The following is a 22691-nucleotide window of genomic DNA, read 5'->3' on the forward strand; positions in this document are numbered from 1 at the left end:
GCGTTCGGGACTGCTGGTAAAAATACGAAGCGGAATCCAATAATTAGGAGTAAAAAGTCACTCAGTATATTAAGCAAAAATACGCAAGTATCGATCGCCTGTAACCGCCACTTGCTGAAAGCAGCAAAAAACACGCTCAAATTCCTACTCGCAGTCGCCTCCGAACTCTTCTGCACACCTTATAACAGCTTGCATCCCGCTTCGATCGCTGGTCGAACAGCCGAGCTTCGATCGTAAACTTTATATTTTTTTGATTGACTTTACCAAAACTTTATAAAGCTTACATCAAAAATACAGAATATTTTTGATGTAACCTAATATTTGCAAGTATTACAGTTAGTTTGAGACTCTTGCGGCTCAAAATAAATGTAGTAGGTTGGAAATGGAGATGCGATTAAAATCTTGCTGTTATAGATTCAAGTGTGGCACCCTAGTGTCAGTGAAAACTCTTAGAATTACAAACACTGATTTAATATCAGGACACACCTAAGTGATATCAGTCTGTAGAGTCACTGCTGTAAAGTTTCGCAGCTATGGCGATCGTCCTAAATATCGCATAAGGGGCGATCGTCTCTTCCCATCACGGGAAAAGTGCGTTTCCCGCCTTACTACCTAACAACATTGGAGGAATCAGGGTTATGACTACCTTAACGCTAGTCAAAAAAACATCTTTTACCATCGCCAGCTTGGCAACCACAATCTTGCTCAGCATCTGCACGCCCGTGCAAGCTTTCATGTTTGGCACAAAGGGCATCCAATTCGATGAAGATACAAGCATAAACTTTACCTTCGACGAATCACACGGCAGTTACCAGTCCAGCTTGTGGGTAGCCCAAGCTCAGTCAGGAAACACAGGGTACACCAACATCGCCAAACTGTTTTACGAGATTCAACCCTCAGATAACGGCGCAGCCGATGAATCGAAGGGAAGCTTCGGCAAGGCTGTCACCTCTGACAACGGCTCCATCACCCAAACCATCAAATTTGTGCAGGATCAAACTTATGCCCTGCTGCTGTGGAGCGACAGCGGCACCGGCCAACAATTCGAGCAGTACGCCTCCAGCAGCACCTTGATGAACAGCCCCACATGGTTTGCCGCCAACACCCAGTTTCGGAGAGATGACTGTGTGGTGACGGGCTGTCAGCAAGCGGTATTTGGCGACTTTAAGCTCGACTACAACTCCAGCGACTCATTTACCAACATCAACGGCGGTAAAGGCCCCGAGCAATATTCATTGCTGACATTGGCCCAACTGGCTCAGGGCACAAAAATCTCCTTCGACGATGCCGGAGGAAATAACGACGCTGACTTCCAAGACTTCATCGTTTCAGCCGAGGTAGCTCCCGAACCACTCACGGTGTTCGGCACTATGCTGGGGATCGGGGCTTTGGCTGCGGCTCGCGGGAAAAAAAAGCGACAGCAGCAACCAGAAAAATGACTTTTAACCAGCCCAGACAAATCTAAATAGTGAGTCTGTTCAGTGGTACTGTGAGAAATAGCATTTCTAAATGTTAAGACTTTTTCCACAATGGGAAAAATAGCATCCTAACAAAGGCACTATTCATGGTATCCACCGCAACAAAAACGAACGTAGGCTACATCACCCAAATCATCGGGCCAGTTGTAGACGTCCAATTCCCAGGCGGCAAACTGCCCCAAATCTATAACGCTATTACGATCGCCGGCAAAAACGAAGCAGGTCAAGACATTTCTGTTACCTGCGAAGTTCAGCAACTGCTCGGAGACAGCCAAGTGCGTGCAGTTTCCATGAGTACCACCGACGGCTTAATGCGCGGTATGGAAGTAATAGATACCGGGGAAGCGATCCAAGTTCCCGTCGGGATCCCAACTCTCGGCCGCATTTTTAATGTCATCGGCGAACCCGTAGACAACCTCGGCCCGGTCAATACTTCCGAAAGTATGCCCATTCACCGCCAGCCGCCGGCTTTCACCGAACTGGAAACCAAACCTTCGGTGTTTGAAACTGGGATCAAGGTCATCGACCTCCTGGCTCCCTACCGTCGTGGTGGCAAAATCGGTTTGTTCGGCGGCGCAGGCGTTGGCAAAACCGTGATCATGATGGAACTCGTGAACAACATCGCTAAGGCTCACGGCGGCGTGTCCGTGTTTGGCGGTGTGGGCGAGCGTACCCGTGAAGGTAATGACCTTTACAAGGAAATGATCGAGTCTGGGGTTATTGACGAAAAAGACCGCAGCAAGTCGAAAATTGCCCTAGTATACGGTCAAATGAACGAGCCTCCCGGTGCTCGGATGCGCGTGGGTCTGTCGGCTCTAGCGATGGCCGAATACTTCCGCGATGTCAGCAAGCAAGACGTGCTGTTGTTCATTGACAATATCTTCCGGTTCGTGCAAGCGGGCTCTGAGGTATCGGCTCTTTTGGGTCGGATGCCTTCGGCTGTGGGATATCAGCCGACTCTCGGTACAGACATGGGCGACTTGCAAGAACGGATTACTTCGACTACCGAAGGTTCGATTACTTCGGTTCAAGCTGTGTACGTACCTGCGGATGACTTCACTGATCCAGCGCCGGCTACGACTTTTGCTCACTTGGACGCTACAACTTTGTTGTCTCGCGGTTTGGCTGCCAAGGGTATTTATCCGGCTGTCGATCCGCTGGAGTCTACCTCCACAATGTTGCAAGTTAGCATTGTAGGCGAAGAACACTATGGTGTGGCGCGTCAGGTGCAGTCTATTCTGCAACGCTACAAGGAATTGCAAGATATTATTGCGATTTTGGGTTTGGACGAGCTGTCGGAAGATGACCGCTTGACTGTTTCTCGCGCTCGCAAAATTGAACGGTTCTTGTCTCAACCGTTCTTTGTGGCGGAAGTGTTCACCGGTTCCCCCGGTAAGTACGTCAAGCTGGCTGATACCATTAAGGGCTTCCAAATGATTTTGGCTGGCGAACTTGATGAGCTGCCGGAACAAGCTTTCTATTTGGTTGGCGATATCAATGAGGCGATCGCCAAAGCTGAAAAAATGAAAGCTGAGGCTAAGTAATTTTAGTCATCAGTCAGTAGTCATTAGTCAGTTGTCATTAGTCAAGTAGTCAGTAGTCAGTAGTCAGTAGTTATTTGTTATTGGTTATTGGTAACAACTGACAACTGGCAACTGGCAACTGACAACTGGCAACTGACAACTGACAACTGACAACTGCCAACTGCCAACTGACAACTGATACTTTATGACATTAACTGTGCGCGTAGTGGCCCCAGACAAAACTGTTTGGGATTCTAATGCTGAAGAAGTAATTTTGCCTAGTACCACAGGCCAATTGGGTATTTTGAGCGGTCACGCTCCGATGTTGACTGCTTTGGATACCGGAGTGATGCGCGTCCGTCCCGGTAAGGAATGGGTGTCTATTGCTCTGATGGGCGGCTTTGCAGAAATCCAAGAAAACCAGGTTACTATTCTGGTCAATGGCGCTGAAAAAGGCGAAACGATCGACAAAGAAGATGCTCGCAAGGCTTACACCGAAGCAGAAGCTCGTTTGGAAAAGTCGGCTAGCGGCAATTTGCAAGAGCAAATTCAAGCTAAGCAAGCAATCAAACGCGCGCGAGCTCGTTTCCAAGCTGCCGGCGGTACGCTTTAGCGATCGCGCGCGGGTAGGAACACGGCTTTTGTAGTAGGGACACAACAATGTTGTGTCCCTGCTGTTTTTCTAAGTTTTTTCCCTGCGGCCAGAGCTAAACTCCAGCCTCTAACAATAGCGATTGCATTGTTTCCCAAGATAACCCTTGCTGAAGATAGCGGGGGTTATTTGGATTGTACGGACTTTCCACGCGATCGACACTCACAATTTTTGCTTCCTCCGGTAAAACAGGAACCTCTGGATCGAAAGCAGTCGATCGCACCAGGGAGCTAGAAAAGCCTTTAAAAATAGCAATTTCGTCAAATTCGCCGTCAATTTCGGCCTGGACGATTAAAACCTCATCAGGTCTTTTTACCGTGTACTGTTCCAAGCGGCGATCCCTAGAGTCAGCCATAGCACCTATCACTTTACACAAATTAGCTATAATATAGCTTAATTTTGCGGCTAATTTCAGGGACACACCGCCAAAATTTTATTTTTAACTAGACATTTTTTAACAGCCGGAAGTAAGCAGACACAATATAAATAGGATTTAAAAAACGAGATTTTTTTAATCCTGCCAAACTACTTATACGATAGTTTATGACCCACACAAAGACTAAAATTCAACTATCATATTTCAGTAAAAAACATCTTAAAGGGTGCTTTTTTTGGGGATATTCACTGCTATTTGTGCTAGTTGTTTGCTTGACTTTAACTGTGGCAAGTTGCAAGTCAGAAGTCATAAATAACTCTACAGCCAAAACCCAAAATGCACCATCAAACTTAACAAGAGTTGTCAGAATCGGCCATCAGCGTTTCGGAGCGCTGTTTTATCTCAAAGCTAAAGGCTCTTTGGAAACCCGTTTAGCAGAAATTGGGTGGTCTGTAGAATGGACAGAATTTGCCGCAGGGCCGCCAATTTTAGCAGCAATAGGAAAAGGAAACATCGATCTCGGTTATGCAGGAGTTGCGCCGCCAATTTTTGCTCAATCAGACGGCGTACCTTTTGTTTATATTGCTAATGATTCAGCTTTACCGGGAAGCATTGGGATCGTAGTTCCTCAAGATTCTCCTATTCGGACTTTGGCGGATCTCAAAGGTAAGAAAATAGCAGCAACTAAGAAAACGGCCGGTCACTATTTGTTAATTCGGGCCTTAACTCAAGGCGGTTTGCAGTTAAAAGATGCCGAATTGGTCGATTTGCCGCCGACAAAAGCTCGGGAAGCATTTGTGAGAGGCGAGGTTGATGCTTGGGCGATTTGGCAGCCGTTTCTCGCTCAGTTACAAGAAACTATGCCTGTTAATTTCTTGACTGACAGCGACGGGCTGATGAATGACAGAAACTTCTATTTGGCAAGTCGCTCTTTTGCTAGCGACTTTCCCGATATTGTTAAAATAGTTATGGGAGAAACGCGAAAAATGGCTGTTTGGATAACTAGGAATCCCGAACGAGCAGCGAGATTTATCAGCGATCGAAGGGGAATAAAAAGAACAACAGCTAGAATACTAACTCAAAGTCGGAGCTACGATTTGCTGCCAATTCAAGACAGCGCTGTTGAAGAACAGCAGCGGATTTCTGAGATTTTCTTTCGCTTGGGACTACTTCCCGAGCGCATTTGGATTGAAGATGCTATCTGGAAACAAAGATTAGATCTATAAAACCAGAAGTTAGGCGAAGGTATCGATAAATCAAAGGCGGCGATTTATCAAGTATGAAAAATGAAATTAGGTGTATCCTATAGAGTGAGTTCAAACTGTTAACTGGCAAAATCAAATGTCCTCAATTGCCAATCAACTGCGTTACGGTTTTGTCTCGATTGTTGTAGCTAGCGTATTGATGGCGGGAAGTACGTTAGCTTACCTCAGCTTTCGGGAACAGATAAAACAGACAAAACAACTTCAGTTCGAGCGATCGCAAGCTGCTGCTGTCCAAATTAGCGCTTATCTGGATAACTTGCAGCGCCAACTCAATTATTTGTCAGAATTGCGCGGTTTAACAGAATTCAATGCTGAAACTCAGCGCAGTCTTCTCGAAGGATTGGTGAACAGCAACAGCGCCTACGAAGTTGCGGGGATTTTTAACAGTCAAGGTCAAGTCGTACAGGCAATTTCGCCTTACGAACCATTTTCTATTTCTAGCTTGAGTTTAGCAGGTATTTCGGCAGATTCACCGATATTTTGGCGGACATTTAGGCAGGGTCAAAATTATGTTAGTCCAGTAGATGTCGATTTCAAAACAGCAGTAAATGTTGTTAATTTATCAGTCCCAATTCGCGACAGTAAAAATAGAATTTCTGGAGTATTATTTGCCAGAGTTAGTCTAAATTTTTTAACTCAAATTGTTTCCCGATCGCAAGTAGGAAAAACGGGATATAGCTATGTTTTGGATAACAGATCGGTGGTGATTTCGGAAACGGGAAGCAAGATTAATCCGTATTTACTGGAAGATTTGAGCGGGCGATCGTTTGTGGGAAAGTTATTCAAATTAGCTTTGGCTTCGGGGATGCAATCTCCGATCGTTTATCGAGGCTGGCGCGGGGAAGAAGTCATGGGCACGGGGGCGATCGTCCGCCAGGTGCAGTGGATGGTGGTGGTAGAGCTGCCTACAGCGGAAGCTTATGCTCCCCTGCGATCGCTCGTAGCCGTCATGGGTGCAGTTACAATCGCCAGCGCCCTCGCCGCTGCGGGCTTGGGAGTTGCTTTTGCTCGATCGATCGCAAATCCCTTGAAAGCCCTCACATCCGCAGCTACTAAAATGACTAGCGGAATGTTGGAAACTCGGGTAGATATTGTGGCATCTAACGAACTAGGAAAATTAGCTGATGCTTTCAACATCATGGCAAGTCAATTGCAAGTATCTTTCACAAAACTAGAGGATCAAAATGCCCAATTGCAGCAACTAGATCAACTAAAAGACGAATTTTTAGCCAACACTTCTCACGAACTCCGCACTCCACTTAACGGCATTATCGGTTTAACAGAATCTTTAATTGACGGCGCTACAGGACAATTGCCACAACCAACTATTTCCAATCTAGAAATTATTGCATCTAGCGGTAGAAGACTGTCCAATCTCATCAACGACATTCTTGATTTCTCGAAGCTGAGACACAAAAACATTGAACTGCAAATAAAGCCCGTCGGCATCCGAGAAATTGTCGATATCGTAATGACTCTTTCTCAACCGCTAATTGGTACAAAAAACTTGCAGTTGATTAATTCAGTAAATCCCGACATTCCCCTAGTGGATGCCGATGAAAATCGGGTGCAACAAATTCTGTATAACTTAATCGGAAATGCGATTAAATTTACCGACACTGGTACTGTAGAAATTTCGGCAAATGCCATATCTTTGAATTTGCCAGATTTTTTTGAGCTAGAAAGTTCAGTAACTAGCCAGCTTCAATCTTTAATTGTCAGGTCAAAACTGCAAATTACTGTATCGGATAGCGGGATTGGCATTGCTGAAGATAAATTAGAAAGCATTTTTGAACTTTTTGAACAAGCAGACGGTTCCACTGCTAGAGAATACGGAGGAAGCGGTTTAGGTTTGGCAATTACCAAGCAGTTAGTCGAGCTGCACGGCGGCGAAATTAACGTATCTTCAGAACTAGGTATTGGTTCGCAGTTTACCTTTAGTTTGCCAGTTTCTCAAAATCAGTATATCGATAACCAGCAGTTGCCAGATACGGTGCTGGAGTGTTTGGTTTTCACAACCCATGAGCGCAATTTAATCACAAATGAAGCGGCAGAAATAACTTTTAATAATAACAGTTGCATCGAGGATCGATGCCAGCAAGAAAACAGTTTAGTGAAAATCTTGATTGTAGATGACGAACCTGTGAATATTCAGGTATTGGTTAACAATTTACTTCGGGAAAACTATGCCATCGCCGAAGCTAGCAGCGGTAAAGAAGCTTTAGCTCTTGTAGACACAGGCTACAAGCCAGATTTAATCTTGCTAGATATCATGATGCCGCGGATGACTGGTTACGAAGTTTGCGAGAAAATACGGGAAAAATTCACGGCGATCGAAGTGCCAATCGTGATGCTAACAGCCCAAAATCAAGTATCTGATTTAGTGCAAGGTTTCAATGCAGGAGCAAATGATTTTTTAACTAAACCGTTTGTCAAAAATGAATTGTTAGCCAGAATTAAAACTCATATCCGTCTGGCAAAAATCAATGCAGCTTACGGTAGATTTGTCCCCCACGATTTTCTGCGTTTCTTGGGACACGAAAGTATTATTGATGTCGAACTAGGCGATCAAATTCAGAAGGAAATGACTGTTTTGTTTTCTGATATTCGCTCTTTTACGACTATCTCCGAAGCGATGACTCCCCAAGAAAATTTTAATTTTATCAACAGCTACCTCAGCCGAGTGAGTCCGGTTATTCGCGCTCACCAAGGTTTTATTGATAAATATATCGGCGATGCGATTATGGCGCTATTTCCTGAGTCTGCAGATGATGCTGTTCGGGCGGCGGTGGAAATGCAGAAACAAGTGATTATTTATAACCAGCACCGACAACTAAGCAATTACGCACCGATCGCGATCGGCATCGGTTTGCACGCGGGCACTTTAATGCTGGGTACGATTGGCGAGCAAGAACGGATGGAAAGTACGGTGATTGCTGATGCGGTGAATCTCGCTTCTCGTTTGGAAGGATTGACTAAGGTTTACGGCTCGGGAATTCTAGTTACTGAGTCAATTTTAGAGCGTTTGGGCGATCGAGAACAATATCTTTACCGATTTGTCGATCGCGTCACAGTCAAAGGTAAAAAATCTGTCGTTGCGGTGTTTGAAATTTATGACGCAGAAACACAACATAGTATTGAACTAAAACAAGAAACTGCGGCCGCTTTTGAAAAAGGTTTGGAGCTTTATTTTGAGCAAAATTTTACTAAAGCCCAAAAATTATTTAAGAAGATTTGCGAAACAAATCCTCAAGATAAGTTAGCAGCAATCTACTGCCAGCGTTCTCTCAAAAATCGGATGTATGGAGTGCCCGAAGGATGGTCGGGGATAGAAGCTTTGGATGAAAAGTAGTAAAAGTATCATTAAGCTGAGGGCATAAATTTTTATGTTTTTATCTGGTTTTTTGTACCGGGTCTCAGTCATAATACATTCAGGTCAAAGTATTCGGATATAAAATTGGGAATTTTTCTGGAAGATAGGCTGTTAGCGCTGCTTTTGACTTCAAACTCGAATCTCCTGCTGAAAGCTATGTGAGAAATCAACTGGGTTAATCTGAAAAGTCACAGGTTTGACAACTATTCAGGAATACACCAAGAATCTGTCGTTCGTTGCGTAACTTTTATTCAAGTACAGAATAGTTTACAATACTTAATAGCGAAGCAGATTCCCTCCGATTATTAACTGTGTCTTTCAAGCTAAATTAATATTATGTCAACTCTTTATATCAAGCACTTAATTGCCAAAATTTCAGGAAAATCGACCCTGCAAACTGTGCTGATAGTTCCGTTTGTCTTGCAAGTATTTGCAGCGGTGGGAATTGTCGGATATTTATCATTTAAGAACTCTCAAAGAGCAGTAAACGACCTTGCCGATCAGTTGATGGGGGAGGTGAGCAATCGCATTGAGCAAAATTTGGTAACTTATTTACAAACTCCCCACCAAATCAATCAAAGCAAGCTGGATGCGGTGAAACTGGGTTTTGTTAATATGCAAGATTTGTCAGCTTGGGAAAAGTATCTGTGGCGGCAAGTACAGTTGTATCCTTATATTAATTTTACGTCGATCGCCAATCGAGATGGAGAATACCGCACTGGCGAAAAGACATCGGATGGAACTTTATTGATTAACGCATCCGGGCCCTCTACAAATTTTGATTTTTATTCCTACAATACTAATGATTCGGGCGATCGCACGACAGTAGTAGCCAACGTCAAAAACTTCGACATCCGACAGCATCCTTCCTACACCTATGCGGCTCTAACAGCAAAATCAACTTGGAGTTCAGTTTATATATCCTTCCTAGAACCCACATTGATTCTCAGCGCTCTGCAACCAGTTTACAACAGCCAGAAAGAGCTAGAAGGAGTATTAATTGCTGCTTTGCGTCTCGACAGTATCGGTCAATTTTTAAACAGCCTCAAAATAGGTAAATCCGGTCAAACTTTTATTATCGAAAGAAACGGTACGCTGCTGGCAACTTCCACACCGGAACAACCTTTCCGCACCCAAAACGGTAAAAAAGAACTGTTTAAAGTCACAGAAAGCAGCGATCCAGTCACACAAAATACAGCTAAATATTTAGAAACACACTTTCAAAACTTGCGCCAAATCACCAAATCGCAGCAACTAAGTTTTGAAATAAACGGCAAGCCACAATTTTTAAAAGTCCTACCATTCCAAGACGGCAAAAGTTTAGATTGGCTGATTGTCGTCGTAGTTCCCGAAGCTGACTTTATGGAACAAATTCATGCCGGAAACAGAACTACAATATTGCTATGTCTGGTCGCATTAGTGATGACTACTATGATAGGACTTATCACTTCTCGGTGGATTAGCCAACCTATTTTAAAATTAAAAGATGCAGCAATAGCGTTGTCTGAAGGACAATTTGACAAAACTGTCAAGCTCGATCGTTCCGACGAATTAGGCATACTTGCCGCCGCTTTTAACAGCATGGCAGCACAACTGCAAGCATCCTTTACAGCCTTAGAAACTAAAAATAGCGAATTAGAGCGACTGGACAAACTGAAAGACGAATTCTTAGCAAATACTTCTCACGAACTCCGCACTCCTCTCAACGGCATTATTGGGATTGCAGAATCTTTAATAGACGGTGCTACCGGAAAACTCCCAGACTCAACAAATTTTAACTTAGGTTTGATTGCAGCTTCGGGAAAAAGATTGTCTACCTTAATTAACGATATTCTGGATTTTTCTCAGCTAAAACACAAAACTATAGAACTGCAAATTAAGTCCGTTGGTGTGAGAGAAATAGTCTCTGTAATTCTCACCTTGTCTCAGCCCTTAGCAAATCAAAAAAACATACAGTTACTTAACTCAGTCGCTCCCGAATTGCCGCCCATAGCAGCCGACGAAAATCGGTTAGAGCAAATCCTTTACAACTTAATCGGCAATGCGATTAAATTTACCGAAAATGGCACAGTTGAAATTTCAGCAGAATTAGTAAATTGCAACGAACAATCACCGCTTAATTCCCAATTAGCCATTACTGTATCCGACACCGGCATTGGCATCCCCGAAGATAAATTAGAGCGAATTTTTGAATCCTTTGAACAAGCTGATGGTTCCACTGCTAGAGAATATGGCGGCACTGGTTTAGGGTTAGCTGTGGCCAAGCAATTAGTAGAATTGCACGGAGGTACAATTTCCGTATCTTCCACTGTAGGCATCGGTTCCCAATTTATCTTTACTTTGCCTGTATCTGAAACTCAGCCGGAATTTAGCAGCAAACAGCCGCCTTTAACCCAGGAATCTCGCATTTTAACAACTCCTGAATTAGCCCAGCAATCATCTATCATAAATTCTGGATTGTCAGCCAATAGCAACTTCCCAGAAAACCAAAGAATAAAAATTTTGGTAGTCGATGATGAACCCATTAATATTCAGGTTATAACTAATAATCTTTCTTTAGAAAACTACGCCATCACTCAAGCTAGCAACGGCTTAGAAGCCTTAAATCTGATTGAATCAGGATTTAAGCCAGACTTAATTTTACTGGACGTAATGATGCCGCAGATGACTGGTTATGAAGTGTGCAGAGAAGTTCGCAAAAAATACTCGCCTTTAGAAATGCCGATTCTGATGCTGACAGCAAAAAATCAAACTGCCGACTTGGTAGAAGCTTTTAATTTAGAAGCCAATGATTATGTAACTAAACCTTTTATCAAAAAGGAGTTGTTGGCGAGAATTAATACGCAAATTCGTTTGGCAAAGCTGAATGCAGCTTACGGCAGGTTTGTGCCACAAGATTTTCTGAGTTTGCTGGAAAAACCGAGTATTATTGAAGTAAAATTAGGCGACAATCAGGAAAGAGATATGACAGTGCTGTTTGCTGATATTCGCTCGTTTACGTCGCTTTCAGAAATGATGACACCGCCAGAAAATTTTGCATTTATTAATAGTTATTTAGGAAAAGTTAGCCCTGCAATTAGGAGAAATAATGGGTTTATTGACAAATATATTGGAGATGCAGTTATGGCTTTATTTTCTACATCTCCTGACGATGGTATACGAGCAGCAATTGATATGCAAGAAGAAGTGAATATTTTTAACCAGGAGCGCGAAAAAAAGGGCTTGTTTCCGATCGCGATCGGCATTGGTTTGCACGCGGGAAATTTGATGCTGGGTACAATTGGCGAGCGAGAACGGATGGAAAGTACGGTGATTGCTGATGCGGTGAATCTCGCGTCTCGTTTGGAAGGATTGACTAAGATTTATGGCGCAAGAATTCTAGTTAGTGGTGCAATTATCGATCGCCTAGAGGATCTTGAAAAATATAAGTACCGATTTGTCGATCGCGTAACGGTGAAAGGAAAAACCAATGCTGTATCAGTGTTTGAAATTTATGATACAGAAACAGAGAAAAGCATTGTACTCAAGCAGCAAACTGCGGATTTTTTTCAAGAAGCTCTCAATTTTTACTACCAGCAAAAATTTGTTGCTGCCCAAAAAATATTTGAGAATATTTTACAAATTAATCCTGACGATCGGGTAGCAATGCTGTATTTTAAACGCTCTCGCAAATATCGAATGTATGGAGCGCCGGATGGGTGGTCTGGGGTGGAAATTTCGAGGGAAAAATAGGGCGTTTTTTGAAGGAAGAAGTTATTAGTTATTAGTTATTGGTTATTGGTTATTGGTTGTTGGTTGTTGGTTGTTGGTTGTTGGTTGTTGGTTATTAGTTGTTGTTAGTTGTTGGTGCTGTCACCCGCGAGCTTTCCGTCCAATGTCATCAGGAAGAAGGAAGAAGGCTATAAGGGCTTCGCTTAGGGTGAAGAGAAGGAAGAGGGTAGAGGATAGACTTGATTCAACATTCCTCGATGCAGAACCTAATTATGTAAATTTCCAGGACATAATTGTGCAGCACGGATTATTAGCATGAGCTACAATGCTTTTTATCAGGGAAATTGTCGCATTTGGTTTGGTGATTTCGATCGCATTACCGATACAGCGTCGCTAATTTCGACTCAATTCGCGATCGGCAATTAGCTGGAACTATTATTAATTACAATCAAATCAAAGAATCAGCCGATTTGTGCAGTTTCTCTGAGAACCCAGGCGATTTACTATGTTATTGAAAAGTATTAGCAGATCGATCGCAAAATTTTACAGCAGCGTGCCCCTCCGTTTAGCGCTGACAGTGCCATTTGTCCTGCAAACTGTCGCCGCAGTCAGCCTAGTAGGATATTTGTCTTTCATCAACGGACAAAAAGCCGTTCAAGAATTGGTTAATAGCTTGCAGGCCGAAATTAGCGATCGCATCCAAGAGCACCTCACAAATTACTTAGAAAAACCTCACACCATCGCCCGACTCAATGCAGGTGCAGCGCAACTCGGCAAGCTGCATCCAGCAGATTTGCAAGCAACACAGCGCTACTTTTGGCAGCAGATGCAAATATTATCCTCGGTGCGAGCAATCTATTTAGGCAGTAAGCAAGGTGAATTTATCGGAGTTCGCAGAGAAGCATCGGGACAATTAATTGCACAAATTACAGAAAACTTTCCTAGGCGTTCTTTCTATGGTTTAGATGGCCGAGGCAATCCCACTAATTTATTGAGTTACGAACCGAATTACGACGCGCGAAATCGTCCTTGGTACATCAGTGCAACCGTAGCAAACAAATTAGTTTGGACAGACATTTATACGTTTTTTCATGGAGATTTGGGAATCACAGCGGCTCAGCCTTGCTATGACGAGCGAGGTGAGTTTGTTGGAGTAATGGCAGTTGACATGATTTTGAGCCAAATTGGAAACTTTTTGGGAAACATGAAAATTAGCCGATCGGGTCAAACTTTCATTATGGAGCGATCGGGCGCTTTAGTGGGAAGTTCGACAAGCGAAAAACCCTACACCCTCGATCCTGACGGCAAAGCTCGACGATTGCTAGCAATTGACAGCAAAAATACGTTAACTAACGCCACAGCTAAACACATCATTAGTAATTTCAATTTAAGCCAAGTTGAGCCGCCTCAAAAACTAGAATTTCAACTCGAAAATCAGCGGCATTTTGTGCAGATATTGCCGTACAAAGACCCCAGCGGCATTGATTGGTTAGTAGTGATAGTGATTCCAGAAAACGATTTTATGGAAAAAATAAATGCTAGCACTGCTACCACTATTTTACTCTGCATGGCAGCGCTAATAGTAGCAACAATTATTGGTATTTTTACAGCTAGATCGATCGCGCGGCCAATTCTGGGGTTAAACGCAGCAGCCAAAAATATCGCCCGAGGAGAATGGGATCGGAAACTAGAGTTCGATCGCGCCGACGAAGTAGGAGAACTCGCCAAATCCTTCACCAGCATGGTATCTCAATTGCAAACATCCTTCGTCGCCCTCGAAAATAAAAATCAAGAATTGCTGCAATTCGACCAACTCAAAAACGAATTCTTAGCCAACACCTCCCACGAATTCCGCACTCCCCTCAACGGAATGATTGGTATTGCCGAATCAATGATTGACGGCGCAGCCGGAACTTTATCGGAAATTCAGCAGCACAACCTCTCAATGATTGTTAGCAGCGGCAGGCGGCTCAACGAACTTGTTGACAATATTCTCGACTTTGCTCAACTCAAAAATCAAAAACTAGAATTGCAGTTTCGCAGTGTAGGAATTAAGTCAATTGTCGAAGTTGTACTAACTGTAAGCAAATTTTTAATCGGTACTAAAAACTTGCAGTTAATTAACAATATTCCTGCGGATTTGCCGTTGGCTTGGGCTGACGAAAATCGCTTGCAACAAATCCTTTACAACTTAATTGGCAATGCGATCAAATTCACCGATAGCGGCACTATAGAAATATCAGCAGAAATTGTAGCCACCGACGGCCAAAAATTCCTCCCAGTGCCCGCGTCAAATCGCCCGCCGCCAGGCCCGAATTTTCATATAGCTGTCACCGTTTCCGATAGTGGAATTGGCATTCCGGGCGATCGGCTCGATCGCATTTTTGAGCCATTTGAACAAGGCGACGGTTCCACAGTCAGACAATACGGAGGAACCGGTTTAGGTTTAACAATATCCAAACAATTTGTCGAACTCCACGGCGGTAAAATCTACGCAGCATCGCAAGTCGGCATCGGTTCCCGCTTCACCTTTACCCTACCTTTTTCTACCGAACAAATTAATCCCAATCAAGCAGTAATAAATCCGCAAATAACAACCGAAACTAAAAATTTTCAACTCCCCAATAACATTTATCAAACTTATTTGTCCTGCGACTTAAATTTTTATAAACCAGCTCCTAATCCAGTAAATCAAGCCGCCGCGCTATTAAAAGTTGAACAATTTAAAATTATGATAGTTGACGACGATCCGATTAACCTGCAAGTTTTAAACAATCATCTTTCTCTGGAAAATTACAGCGTTATTCAGGCACCTAACGGGGAACAAGCCCTATCACTCCTCGAAGGAGGACAGCATTTTGACTTAATCATTCTCGACATCATGATGCCCAGAATGTCGGGTTATGAAGTCTGCGCCAAACTCAGGGAAAAATATCCCTCCCACGAGTTGCCAGTAGTGATGTTAACGGCGAAAAATCAAGTGTCAGATTTAATCATAGGATTTCAATTCGGCGCTAACGACTATCTAACCAAACCCTTCTCGAAAGACGAACTTTTAACCAGAATTAAGTCTCACATCAACTTATCGCAAACTAACAGCGCCTACGGGCGATTTTTCCCCGATGCTTTCTTAGAATTTTTGAAAAAAGAAAGTATTGTGGATATCGAATTAGGCAATTATGTCAGCAAAGAAATGGCAGTCATGTTTAGCGATATTCGCTCTTTCACCTCGCTTTCTGAAACTATGACACCACAGCAAAACTTTGACTTTGTTAATGCTTACTTGCGAGAAGTCAGTCCAAAAATTAGAGAGAATCACGGCTTTATTGTCAAGTATTTAGGAGATGGAATGATGGCAGTTTTTCCAAACGGTGCTGACGATGCACTCAAAGGTGGAATTGCTAAACTGCAACAAGTTCACAAATATAATGTCTATCGGCTTCGCAGCGGATATCAACCGATTCAAGTAGGTGTAGGAGTGCATTTCGGTCAGATGATGGTGGGGATAGTCGGAGAAGCACAGAGAATGCAGGGAGATGCTTTTTCCGATCATGTCAATTTAGCCTCTCGTTTGGAAAGTCTCACTAAATTATATGGAGTATCGTTAATAATTTCTGATAAAGTTTTGGAAAATTTAACCGATCCCGAACAGTATCAAATCCGTTTTTTAGATAGAGTAATTGTCAAAGGCAAAAAAGAGGCAATTTCTATCTATGAAGTCCTCGACGGAGAAACCGAGTTAGTCAGGGAAATCAAGTTACAAACTCAGCCGGATTTTGAACGAGGTTTAGAACATTATCGCCGTCACGAATTTAAGGCCGGTCAAATTTGTTTCGATCGAGTTTTAGCTGTTAATTCCGAAGACAAAACGGCTATCCTGTATTTAGAGCGACTCAACCATTTGATAAAAAATGGCGTTCCTGAAAATTGGTCTGGGGTTTGGACCTTAACTCAGAAATAATTTGATAGTGTCGGTAGATAGTAGATTTGCGACTTTCAAACAACTGGAGAATTGAGTCTACGACAATTTTTATAACTATCGGGTTAAAATCGGTAATAAACTCATCTGCTTCGAGATTTTGCTTAAACAATTCCTTGGCTCGATCGCACTGATAGCACATTTCGTCAAAGCCAACAATTTTTACTACAAACGTCGCCAGCGGGGAGTGTTCTAAATCGCTATTAGAATTGCTTTTAGCCCTACCATTTTCTAATAAATTTAATACTTCCGATTCTAAACTATTTTTAGGGTTATAAGGTTTCTCGATTTCTGGAAAAAAGCTTTCCAGGCGCACGCCTCCGACAGTTCTATCTGGAAGTTCTCCCATCATCATCGCCAGAGAAACGTCGATTCCCAAACTCGAAGAAAGAGCTTCTAGCAGGGCGATAGCAGCTAGTTTACAGCCCAAATAAAGCTTGGCAATTTCCAGGTTGTATCTAGCAGTAGTTTCCCAACGCTGATAGGTGCGATCGTCGGGACATCCCTCAAACTGCCGAAAAATCACCTCTGGCTGGAGATAACTCAGAAAACCCTCCATTTTCAGGATAGCAATTCGATAGTCGCGAACCGTGTAAAAACCGCAGCAGGTGAGGTTGTGATTGGTTTCCGGCAGTAAATTCCAGGTATTTGCCAAAAAATGGGCTGAACTCTGGTGAGAAAAACTGATTACATCCCGGTTAGAAATGCGTACAGCTTTTTTTATAGTTTCCCGCATTTCCTCGTCAGTCAAACTGAGGTTAAACAGGCTATTTATTGCTTGCAAGCGGTCGTAAAGACGCTGGCTGACTGTTACTCTTCCCTCGGCGGGGCGAAACGGAATTGTCGCTTCAATGCAGGCTGCAATTTGAAGCAATTGCTCGCGTTTTAGAAATGGTTCTAGAGCTTTTGCTGCTACCAAAGCGCTGAGAAATTCGTTTTGTCCTGAGAAGGGGTTGAGCACTTCTCCGGGTACAAAACCGAATACCTGCATTACCATCTCGAAGGTAGCATCTGCCGAAAGTTCAGATTGCTCTCGAATTTGTAGCTGTTTGTTGACTTCTTTTGTTACCGGAGTGATGTAGTAGCTGACGTTAAAGTTAATACTGCGATCGACTTGCACGTAGACGATATCGTGAAATAAAGCGGCCAAAATCTCGATCGCGTCTTCTTTTCCCCCTACCTCAAAAATATGTTCGGGAGTGTGAAAAAACCGCCACGATCCTGTCATCGGCTGAACTATCAGTTCGGCAATCCGAGCGAGTTCAGTTGGTTCTACTTCTGCGTTTAGGCGGTCGATCGCCCAAATCAGCTTTTCTAAGCACTGTAAATATGCTTCTTTGCTATCCATCACAGTCTTTTCCAATAACATTGATGTCAGTCAATTTGAGATTTGAGATAATTCGACTTCGCCCTACAAGTTTGAGATTTACTTGCAACCGGAGCAGGAACTCTTCGTCTAAAATTTTTAGATATCCACAACAGGAGTACGTGGTACGGTATCAAATTTTTAGCGGTATCACCACGTCAGCCACCCTCTTGTTAGTTGAATTTTTTGTATATGCGATTTTTTCGAGTAGGAAATTTTGACTTTTTTGTTGAAGATTTTAGCTGAAATGGAGGAGACCAATATTTGCTTTAAATCTACTTAATTTCCAGTAGCTGACCTCCCCTGTTTACCAATTTTAATTAATACAAAGTATGACAAGTAAATTACATAAATTGCTAAACCTGTCATACCCAACAATCCCAAAAATTGAGGTGTGAGATTGGGGTGAAACATCTGCTTGTACAGCCAAGGCGGGTCTAACCAAATGCGGCAAAAAGGTTCGTCAATTACTTGAATTTGAGATTTAAAGGCACAGTTTAAGAAGGGAATTTGAGCTAGAGCGCCCAAACCGCTGAAAACAGTAATCGCCCACCGCCAAGCTGTAAAGGCGAGCTTCAAAGGTGATTGAGGCCGATCGGCAATTTCGTCGTTTAAATCCTGCCAGAACCACAGACAAGCAGGAATCAAGGCTCTCGCTATCACTGACGAGACAAAGCTCACAGGCAGAGCAGCCATCATCAGGTAAAGTGTAATTGCCAACAAACTGGCTACCCGCCAATAAATCACCAACAAACGGGCGATCGCATCAGCTTTGTCAAAAACAGCCCAAATCAGCACTACGAGCGGGATCGAAATTGTTAATAGCACAGACAAGCGGTAATCCATCCACACAAGTGGTTGAAACCAAGGCCCAGTGGCTGCCAATAAAAGACTTAACATCTTTGGGAAAATATACTCACTTATTTGTGACAAATTCTACTATACAAATGCTCAAAAGTCAGGGATAAGATAAGACGGCGGTTGAAACGAGGTTTACAAAAACTTTCGTTGGTGGCTCGACAGTTTCGCCGAACGTCCTCGGCATATCCCAAAATATAACGTAATTTTAACTATCCAGCCGGGAAGTCCCTCGGTATATTCATTCGGGATGAATCTTCGCGCAGCGCGAAGTACCCCGAATGAATTACCGAGCGTGATGAAAGGCTCGTGAGTTGACAATTGCACCGCCCACGAGATACAAAGCGCAGCCAGCAGTAGACGGGCGGTGCATGAGGAAACGAACAAATTCCCTGTATTTTCCTTGCCTATCAGCTATGCTGTTACCAGCAACCTTAGTTACCGATAATGTATCAAGCTTACAAGTTCCGATTATATCCAACAACCGAACAGCAGCAATATTTTGCTGGTGCATTTGGCTGTTCGAGATGGTTCTGGAATTACAGCCTAAATCTTTGTCAGGAAACATACAAGGCTACCGGTAAAGGGCTGAGTCGGGGCGCAATCCAAGGTTTACTACCTCAGCTCAAGAGCGAATATCCTTGGCTGAAGAAAGGTGCTTACTCGCAATCTCTACAGGTTGTTGCCCTAAATCTGTCTGTTGCATACCAGAATTTCTTTGAGAAAAAAGCTGGTTTTCCTAGCTTCAAATCAAAGCATGGACGGCAATCCGTCAGCTATCCTCAGAATGTCAAGGTAGGTGAAAAGTCTATCAAGCTACCTATCATTGGTGAAGTGAATTGCAAAATACATCGCACTTTTGATGGCACAGTCAAGACTGTTACCGTATCTAAGAACCCAGATGGGAAGTATTTTGCTTCTATCTTGGTTGATGATGGTATTCCGAGTGTAGAGACTACACAAAAAGGCAAGGCAATTGGTTTAGATGTAGGCTTGATTGACTTCTGTGTAACCAGTGATGGCAGTAAATATGTCAATCCTCAGCATCTCAAAAGACACAGCCGTAACCTCAAAAGGAAACAACAGAAACTCAGTCGTCAGCAAAAAGGGAGCAATACTAGACACAAGGCTAGAAGATTAGTGGCTAAAGTCCACTCAAGAATCAAGCGTGTTCGCGAAGATTTTCTACACAAACTATCCCGCAAGATAGTAAACGAAAACCAAGTCATCGCCGTAGAAAATTTAAACGTCAAAGGCATGGTACGCAATCACTGTATAGCTAAATCAATTAGCGATGCTGGGTGGGGGATGTTCGGAACAATGCTCAAGTATAAAGCTGAAAAAGAGGGCAAAATCTATGTTGAGGTTGACCGATTCTTCCCTAGCTCCAAAACTTGCAATAATTGTCTGCACAAAGTATCTGAAATGTCATTGGATGTTCGTCATTGGGATTGCCCTAGTTGTAAATCAAGAAATGATCGCGACGTGAATGCGGCCAAAAATATTAGAGATGAAGCCTTGCGGTTTTTGGCATTAGGAATTAGTGCTACTGCCAGTGGAGGGAATGTAAGTCGTGGTGGCAAGATTTCGGTCTTGTCGGACGCGGTTCCTTGTGAATCTGGAAGCCCCCGTCATAGCGGTACTCCGCTTGACGGTGGGTAATTCACTCGTCTTGTCTTCAACCTCTACCTGGTTGGTAAAGTCTCCTGTAGACGCGGTTTCAACCACCGGGTATTCTTGGGGAGTTGACTAAATACTTGCTATAGATGAAGTCCTAGCTCTCCTTTACAAGGTTTTTTGGGAGGGAGTTGTGTATAGCACGTATTTGGCAAAAAGGTATAGTTAATCAAGCGATAAAAGAATCCCGCACCAAAATGTAGTTTTTGGTGCGGGAGGGAAGACAAGGAGCTAAATTGCTCGTTTATTCGTCGTAGATGCGGCATTCAGCAGCGTCAGGGTTGTCATCGCAATATTTTTCAAAGGAATTTTTAGGTTTGACTTGCTTTTGGTGGGAAGCTTCTGCTTGCAGTTCTTCAACTGCGTCCCACGCTGCGGCGCATTCGCCCGAAGTTGCGCCCTTGACGTCACAGACGGTACGAGCGCTTTCTAGTTCTTCTTCAATTTGTTCTTGGATGTTGCCTGCGGGTGTTGTTGTCATAAATTTCTTGAGTAAGAAAGGTTTTCTTTTTTGGATGTTAGCTTGTGTTCGATTTGCAGTTTCAGTCTGGCGACCTCAGCTAATACTAGCTTGAGATGTGCTGATGTTGCAGCCCGATCAAACCCATCCATAAACTGCGATCGCAGCAGCCGTCTCTACTTCCTGTTTTATTTTAGCCGATCGGCGGATTTTAGTTCACAGGCATCAATGCAGGTCGAGCCCACCTGACTTTTGATGAAAACATTACAGGAAATTGTCGTGTCAAACTGTATTGAGCTTGATCTTTTAAGATTTAGCTGAAGACGGAATTTAACACTAAACAGATTGATTTAAGACTCATGTTAACTTATGTTAACACAAGAACGGCGATCGGGGGAGAGTCGATCGACTTTCCAATAGCGTCCCGCCAGAGGCAAGTTCCGGTTAGCCTAATGTATAGACATAGTTTTATAGAGATTTTCGCCCTATGGACAAGCAAAACCAAATGCAATGGGTCAGCGCCTTATCAACCCGTCCGTCTTTGGAATCAGCCTTGAAAGAAGTTGTAGAAAAAGCCGATCGCGAATTAGAAGGCCCGGCCGATTTAGCACTGATTTTTATCTCGTCTGCCTTTGCCAGCGAGTATTCTCGGCTGATGCCTTTACTCAAAGAATTACTGCCAGTGCCTGCGATTCTCGGCTGCGGCGGGGGAGGGGTCATCGGTACCGGTCGAGGCGGTCAGACCGAAGAAGTGGAGGGTTCTCCAGCAGTCAGCCTCTGTCTTGCCCGCTTGCCTGGAGTGAGCGTCAGAACATTTCACGTCGGTGCAGAGGAACTGCCGGACTTAGACAGTCCGCCGGATACTTGGGTGGATTTGTTGGGCGTGCCGGCCGGCGAAGAACCGCAGTTTATCATTTTGGCCGACCCCTTTTCGGCAAAAATTAACGATTTGCTGCAAGGGCTAGATTATGCCTATCCGGGTGCACCGAAGGTAGGGGGACTCGCCGGCGGCGACGGTGCGGGCAGGGGCGCGGCGCTGTTTTGCGACTATCAGCTTTACCGAGAAGGAACGGTGGGAGTGGCTTTGAGCGGAAATATAGTTCTAGAAACGATTGTCGCTCAAGGCTGCAGACCGATCGGGCATCCTTATCGGGTGACGGAAGGAGAGCGCAATATTGTGCTCAAACTCGAAGAACAAACCGACGATATCGGCAGCGGGGGCATCGAGCGATCGCCCTTAGAGGCCCTGCGAGAGTTAGTTCAAACTTTGAGCGAAGCAGACCGAGAATTAGCGCAGCACTCGTTATTTGTCGGCTTAGTCAGCGATGAATTCAAGTTTAAATTAGAGCCCGGAGATTTTTTAATCCGAAATTTGTTAGGGGTAGATCCGAAAGTGGGAGCAATTGCGATCGGCGATCGAGTCCGTCCCGGACAGCGCATCCAATTTCACCTGCGGGACGCGCGCACCTCCGCAGAAGACCTAGAACTGCTGCTCGATCGCTATCAGCGGGATGGTGAGTACAGGGGTACATCTAGCGCAGGTGCATTGATGTTCTCTTGTCTGGGGCGCGGCGAAGGGCTTTACGGACAATCGAACTTTGACTCGAAACTGTTCGGCAGGTACATCAAAAACATTCCCCTGAGCGGCTTTTTCTGCAACGGCGAAATCGGCCCCGTGGGCGGCAGCACGTTTCTGCACGGCTACACCTCCGTCTTCGGGATTTGCCGCCAAAATTCATAATCTTGTTGACTGTTGGCAGTTGACTGTTAACGGTTGACTGTTGACGGTTGACGGTTGACTGTTGACTGTTGACTGTTGACAACTAACAACTAACAACTAACAACTAACAACTGACAACTAACAACTAACAACTAACAACTGACAACTAACAACTGACAACTGACAACTAACAACTGACAACTAACAACTAACAACTGACAACTGACAACTAACAACTGACAACTGACAACTA

At 43.8% G+C, this 22691-nt stretch carries 14 protein-coding genes; 10 read left to right on the forward strand and 4 right to left on the reverse strand.

From position 1 onward, the window contains the following. The first annotated feature begins 638 nt into the window (after positions 1 to 638). From QUB13_RS00040 to atpC, 3 genes are all read left to right on the forward strand, one after another. Positions 639 to 1439 carry a PEP-CTERM sorting domain-containing protein gene (locus tag QUB13_RS00040; RefSeq protein WP_333377457.1) on the forward strand — a complete coding sequence of 267 codons (801 nt, stop codon included), beginning with the start codon at positions 639 to 641 and terminating at the stop codon, positions 1437 to 1439. Between the two features lie 125 nt (positions 1440 to 1564). After that, positions 1565 to 3022, forward strand: a complete 1458-nt coding sequence (atpD, locus tag QUB13_RS00045; protein ID WP_333377460.1) for a F0F1 ATP synthase subunit beta — start codon at positions 1565 to 1567, stop codon at positions 3020 to 3022. A gap of 184 nt (positions 3023 to 3206) precedes the next feature. Beyond that, positions 3207 to 3614, forward strand: coding sequence for an ATP synthase F1 subunit epsilon (atpC, locus tag QUB13_RS00050; protein WP_194070332.1), 408 nt, complete (start codon positions 3207 to 3209; stop codon positions 3612 to 3614). A gap of 94 nt (positions 3615 to 3708) precedes the next feature. Here atpC and QUB13_RS00055 read toward each other — a convergent pair whose 3' ends face one another. Then, entirely contained in the window at positions 3709 to 4008 is a 300-nt protein-coding gene (locus QUB13_RS00055; RefSeq protein WP_194070334.1) for a DUF7734 family protein, read from the reverse strand. A gap of 278 nt (positions 4009 to 4286) precedes the next feature. On the opposite strand from QUB13_RS00055, the gene QUB13_RS00060 reads away from it, so the two are divergent. From QUB13_RS00060 to QUB13_RS00075, 5 genes are all read left to right on the forward strand, one after another. Beyond that, complete coding sequence (locus QUB13_RS00060) at positions 4287 to 5255, forward strand: aliphatic sulfonate ABC transporter substrate-binding protein (RefSeq protein WP_333377463.1); 969 nt, start codon at positions 4287 to 4289, stop codon at positions 5253 to 5255. A 115-nt stretch (positions 5256 to 5370) separates the two neighbouring features. Further along, positions 5371 to 8646 (forward strand): response regulator, encoded by a 3276-nt coding sequence (locus QUB13_RS00065; RefSeq protein WP_333377465.1) that lies wholly within the window; start codon positions 5371 to 5373, stop codon positions 8644 to 8646. A gap of 357 nt (positions 8647 to 9003) precedes the next feature. Continuing rightward, complete coding sequence (locus tag QUB13_RS00070) at positions 9004 to 12399, forward strand: ATP-binding protein (protein ID WP_333377468.1); 3396 nt, start codon at positions 9004 to 9006, stop codon at positions 12397 to 12399. 37 nt (positions 12400 to 12436) lie between these two features. Further along, positions 12437 to 12697, forward strand: a complete 261-nt coding sequence (locus tag QUB13_RS30335; protein ID WP_442922116.1) for a hypothetical protein — start codon at positions 12437 to 12439, stop codon at positions 12695 to 12697. A gap of 186 nt (positions 12698 to 12883) precedes the next feature. Then, a complete protein-coding gene (locus tag QUB13_RS00075) occupies positions 12884 to 16339 on the forward strand; it encodes a response regulator (protein ID WP_333377471.1) in 3456 nt (1151 codons plus the stop codon). On the opposite strand, the gene QUB13_RS00080 is transcribed toward QUB13_RS00075, so the two are convergent. Together QUB13_RS00080 and QUB13_RS00085 are read right to left on the reverse strand one after the other, a co-directional pair. Next, positions 16272 to 17705: a hypothetical protein gene (locus tag QUB13_RS00080; RefSeq protein WP_333377476.1), complete on the reverse strand. Its 1434-nt coding sequence runs from the start codon at positions 17703 to 17705 to the stop codon at positions 16272 to 16274. The two genes, QUB13_RS00075 and QUB13_RS00080, sit on opposite strands and share 68 nt — an antisense overlap. Positions 17706 to 18002: 297 nt before the next feature. Continuing rightward, on the reverse strand, positions 18003 to 18623 hold the full coding sequence (locus QUB13_RS00085) for a DUF3177 family protein (protein WP_194011828.1): 621 nt from the start codon (positions 18621 to 18623) through the stop codon (positions 18003 to 18005). Between the two features lie 405 nt (positions 18624 to 19028). Here QUB13_RS00085 and QUB13_RS00090 point away from each other — a divergent pair, with 405 nt between their 5' ends. Next, entirely contained in the window at positions 19029 to 20243 is a 1215-nt protein-coding gene (locus QUB13_RS00090; protein ID WP_333377479.1) for an RNA-guided endonuclease InsQ/TnpB family protein, read from the forward strand. Positions 20244 to 20502: 259 nt separating this feature from the next. Here the strand turns inward: QUB13_RS00090 and QUB13_RS00095 are convergent, their stop codons facing one another. Next, positions 20503 to 20739, reverse strand: a complete 237-nt coding sequence (locus tag QUB13_RS00095) for a Calvin cycle protein CP12 (RefSeq protein ID WP_194071272.1) — start codon at positions 20737 to 20739, stop codon at positions 20503 to 20505. A gap of 484 nt (positions 20740 to 21223) precedes the next feature. On the opposite strand from QUB13_RS00095, the gene QUB13_RS00100 reads away from it, so the two are divergent. Next, positions 21224 to 22459, forward strand: a complete 1236-nt coding sequence (locus QUB13_RS00100; RefSeq protein ID WP_333377482.1) for an FIST signal transduction protein — start codon at positions 21224 to 21226, stop codon at positions 22457 to 22459. Positions 22460 to 22691: the final 232 nt, after the last annotated feature.

Source organism: Microcoleus sp. B4-D4 (assembly GCF_036705185.1).
Classification (GTDB): domain Bacteria; phylum Cyanobacteriota; class Cyanobacteriia; order Cyanobacteriales; family Microcoleaceae; genus Microcoleus.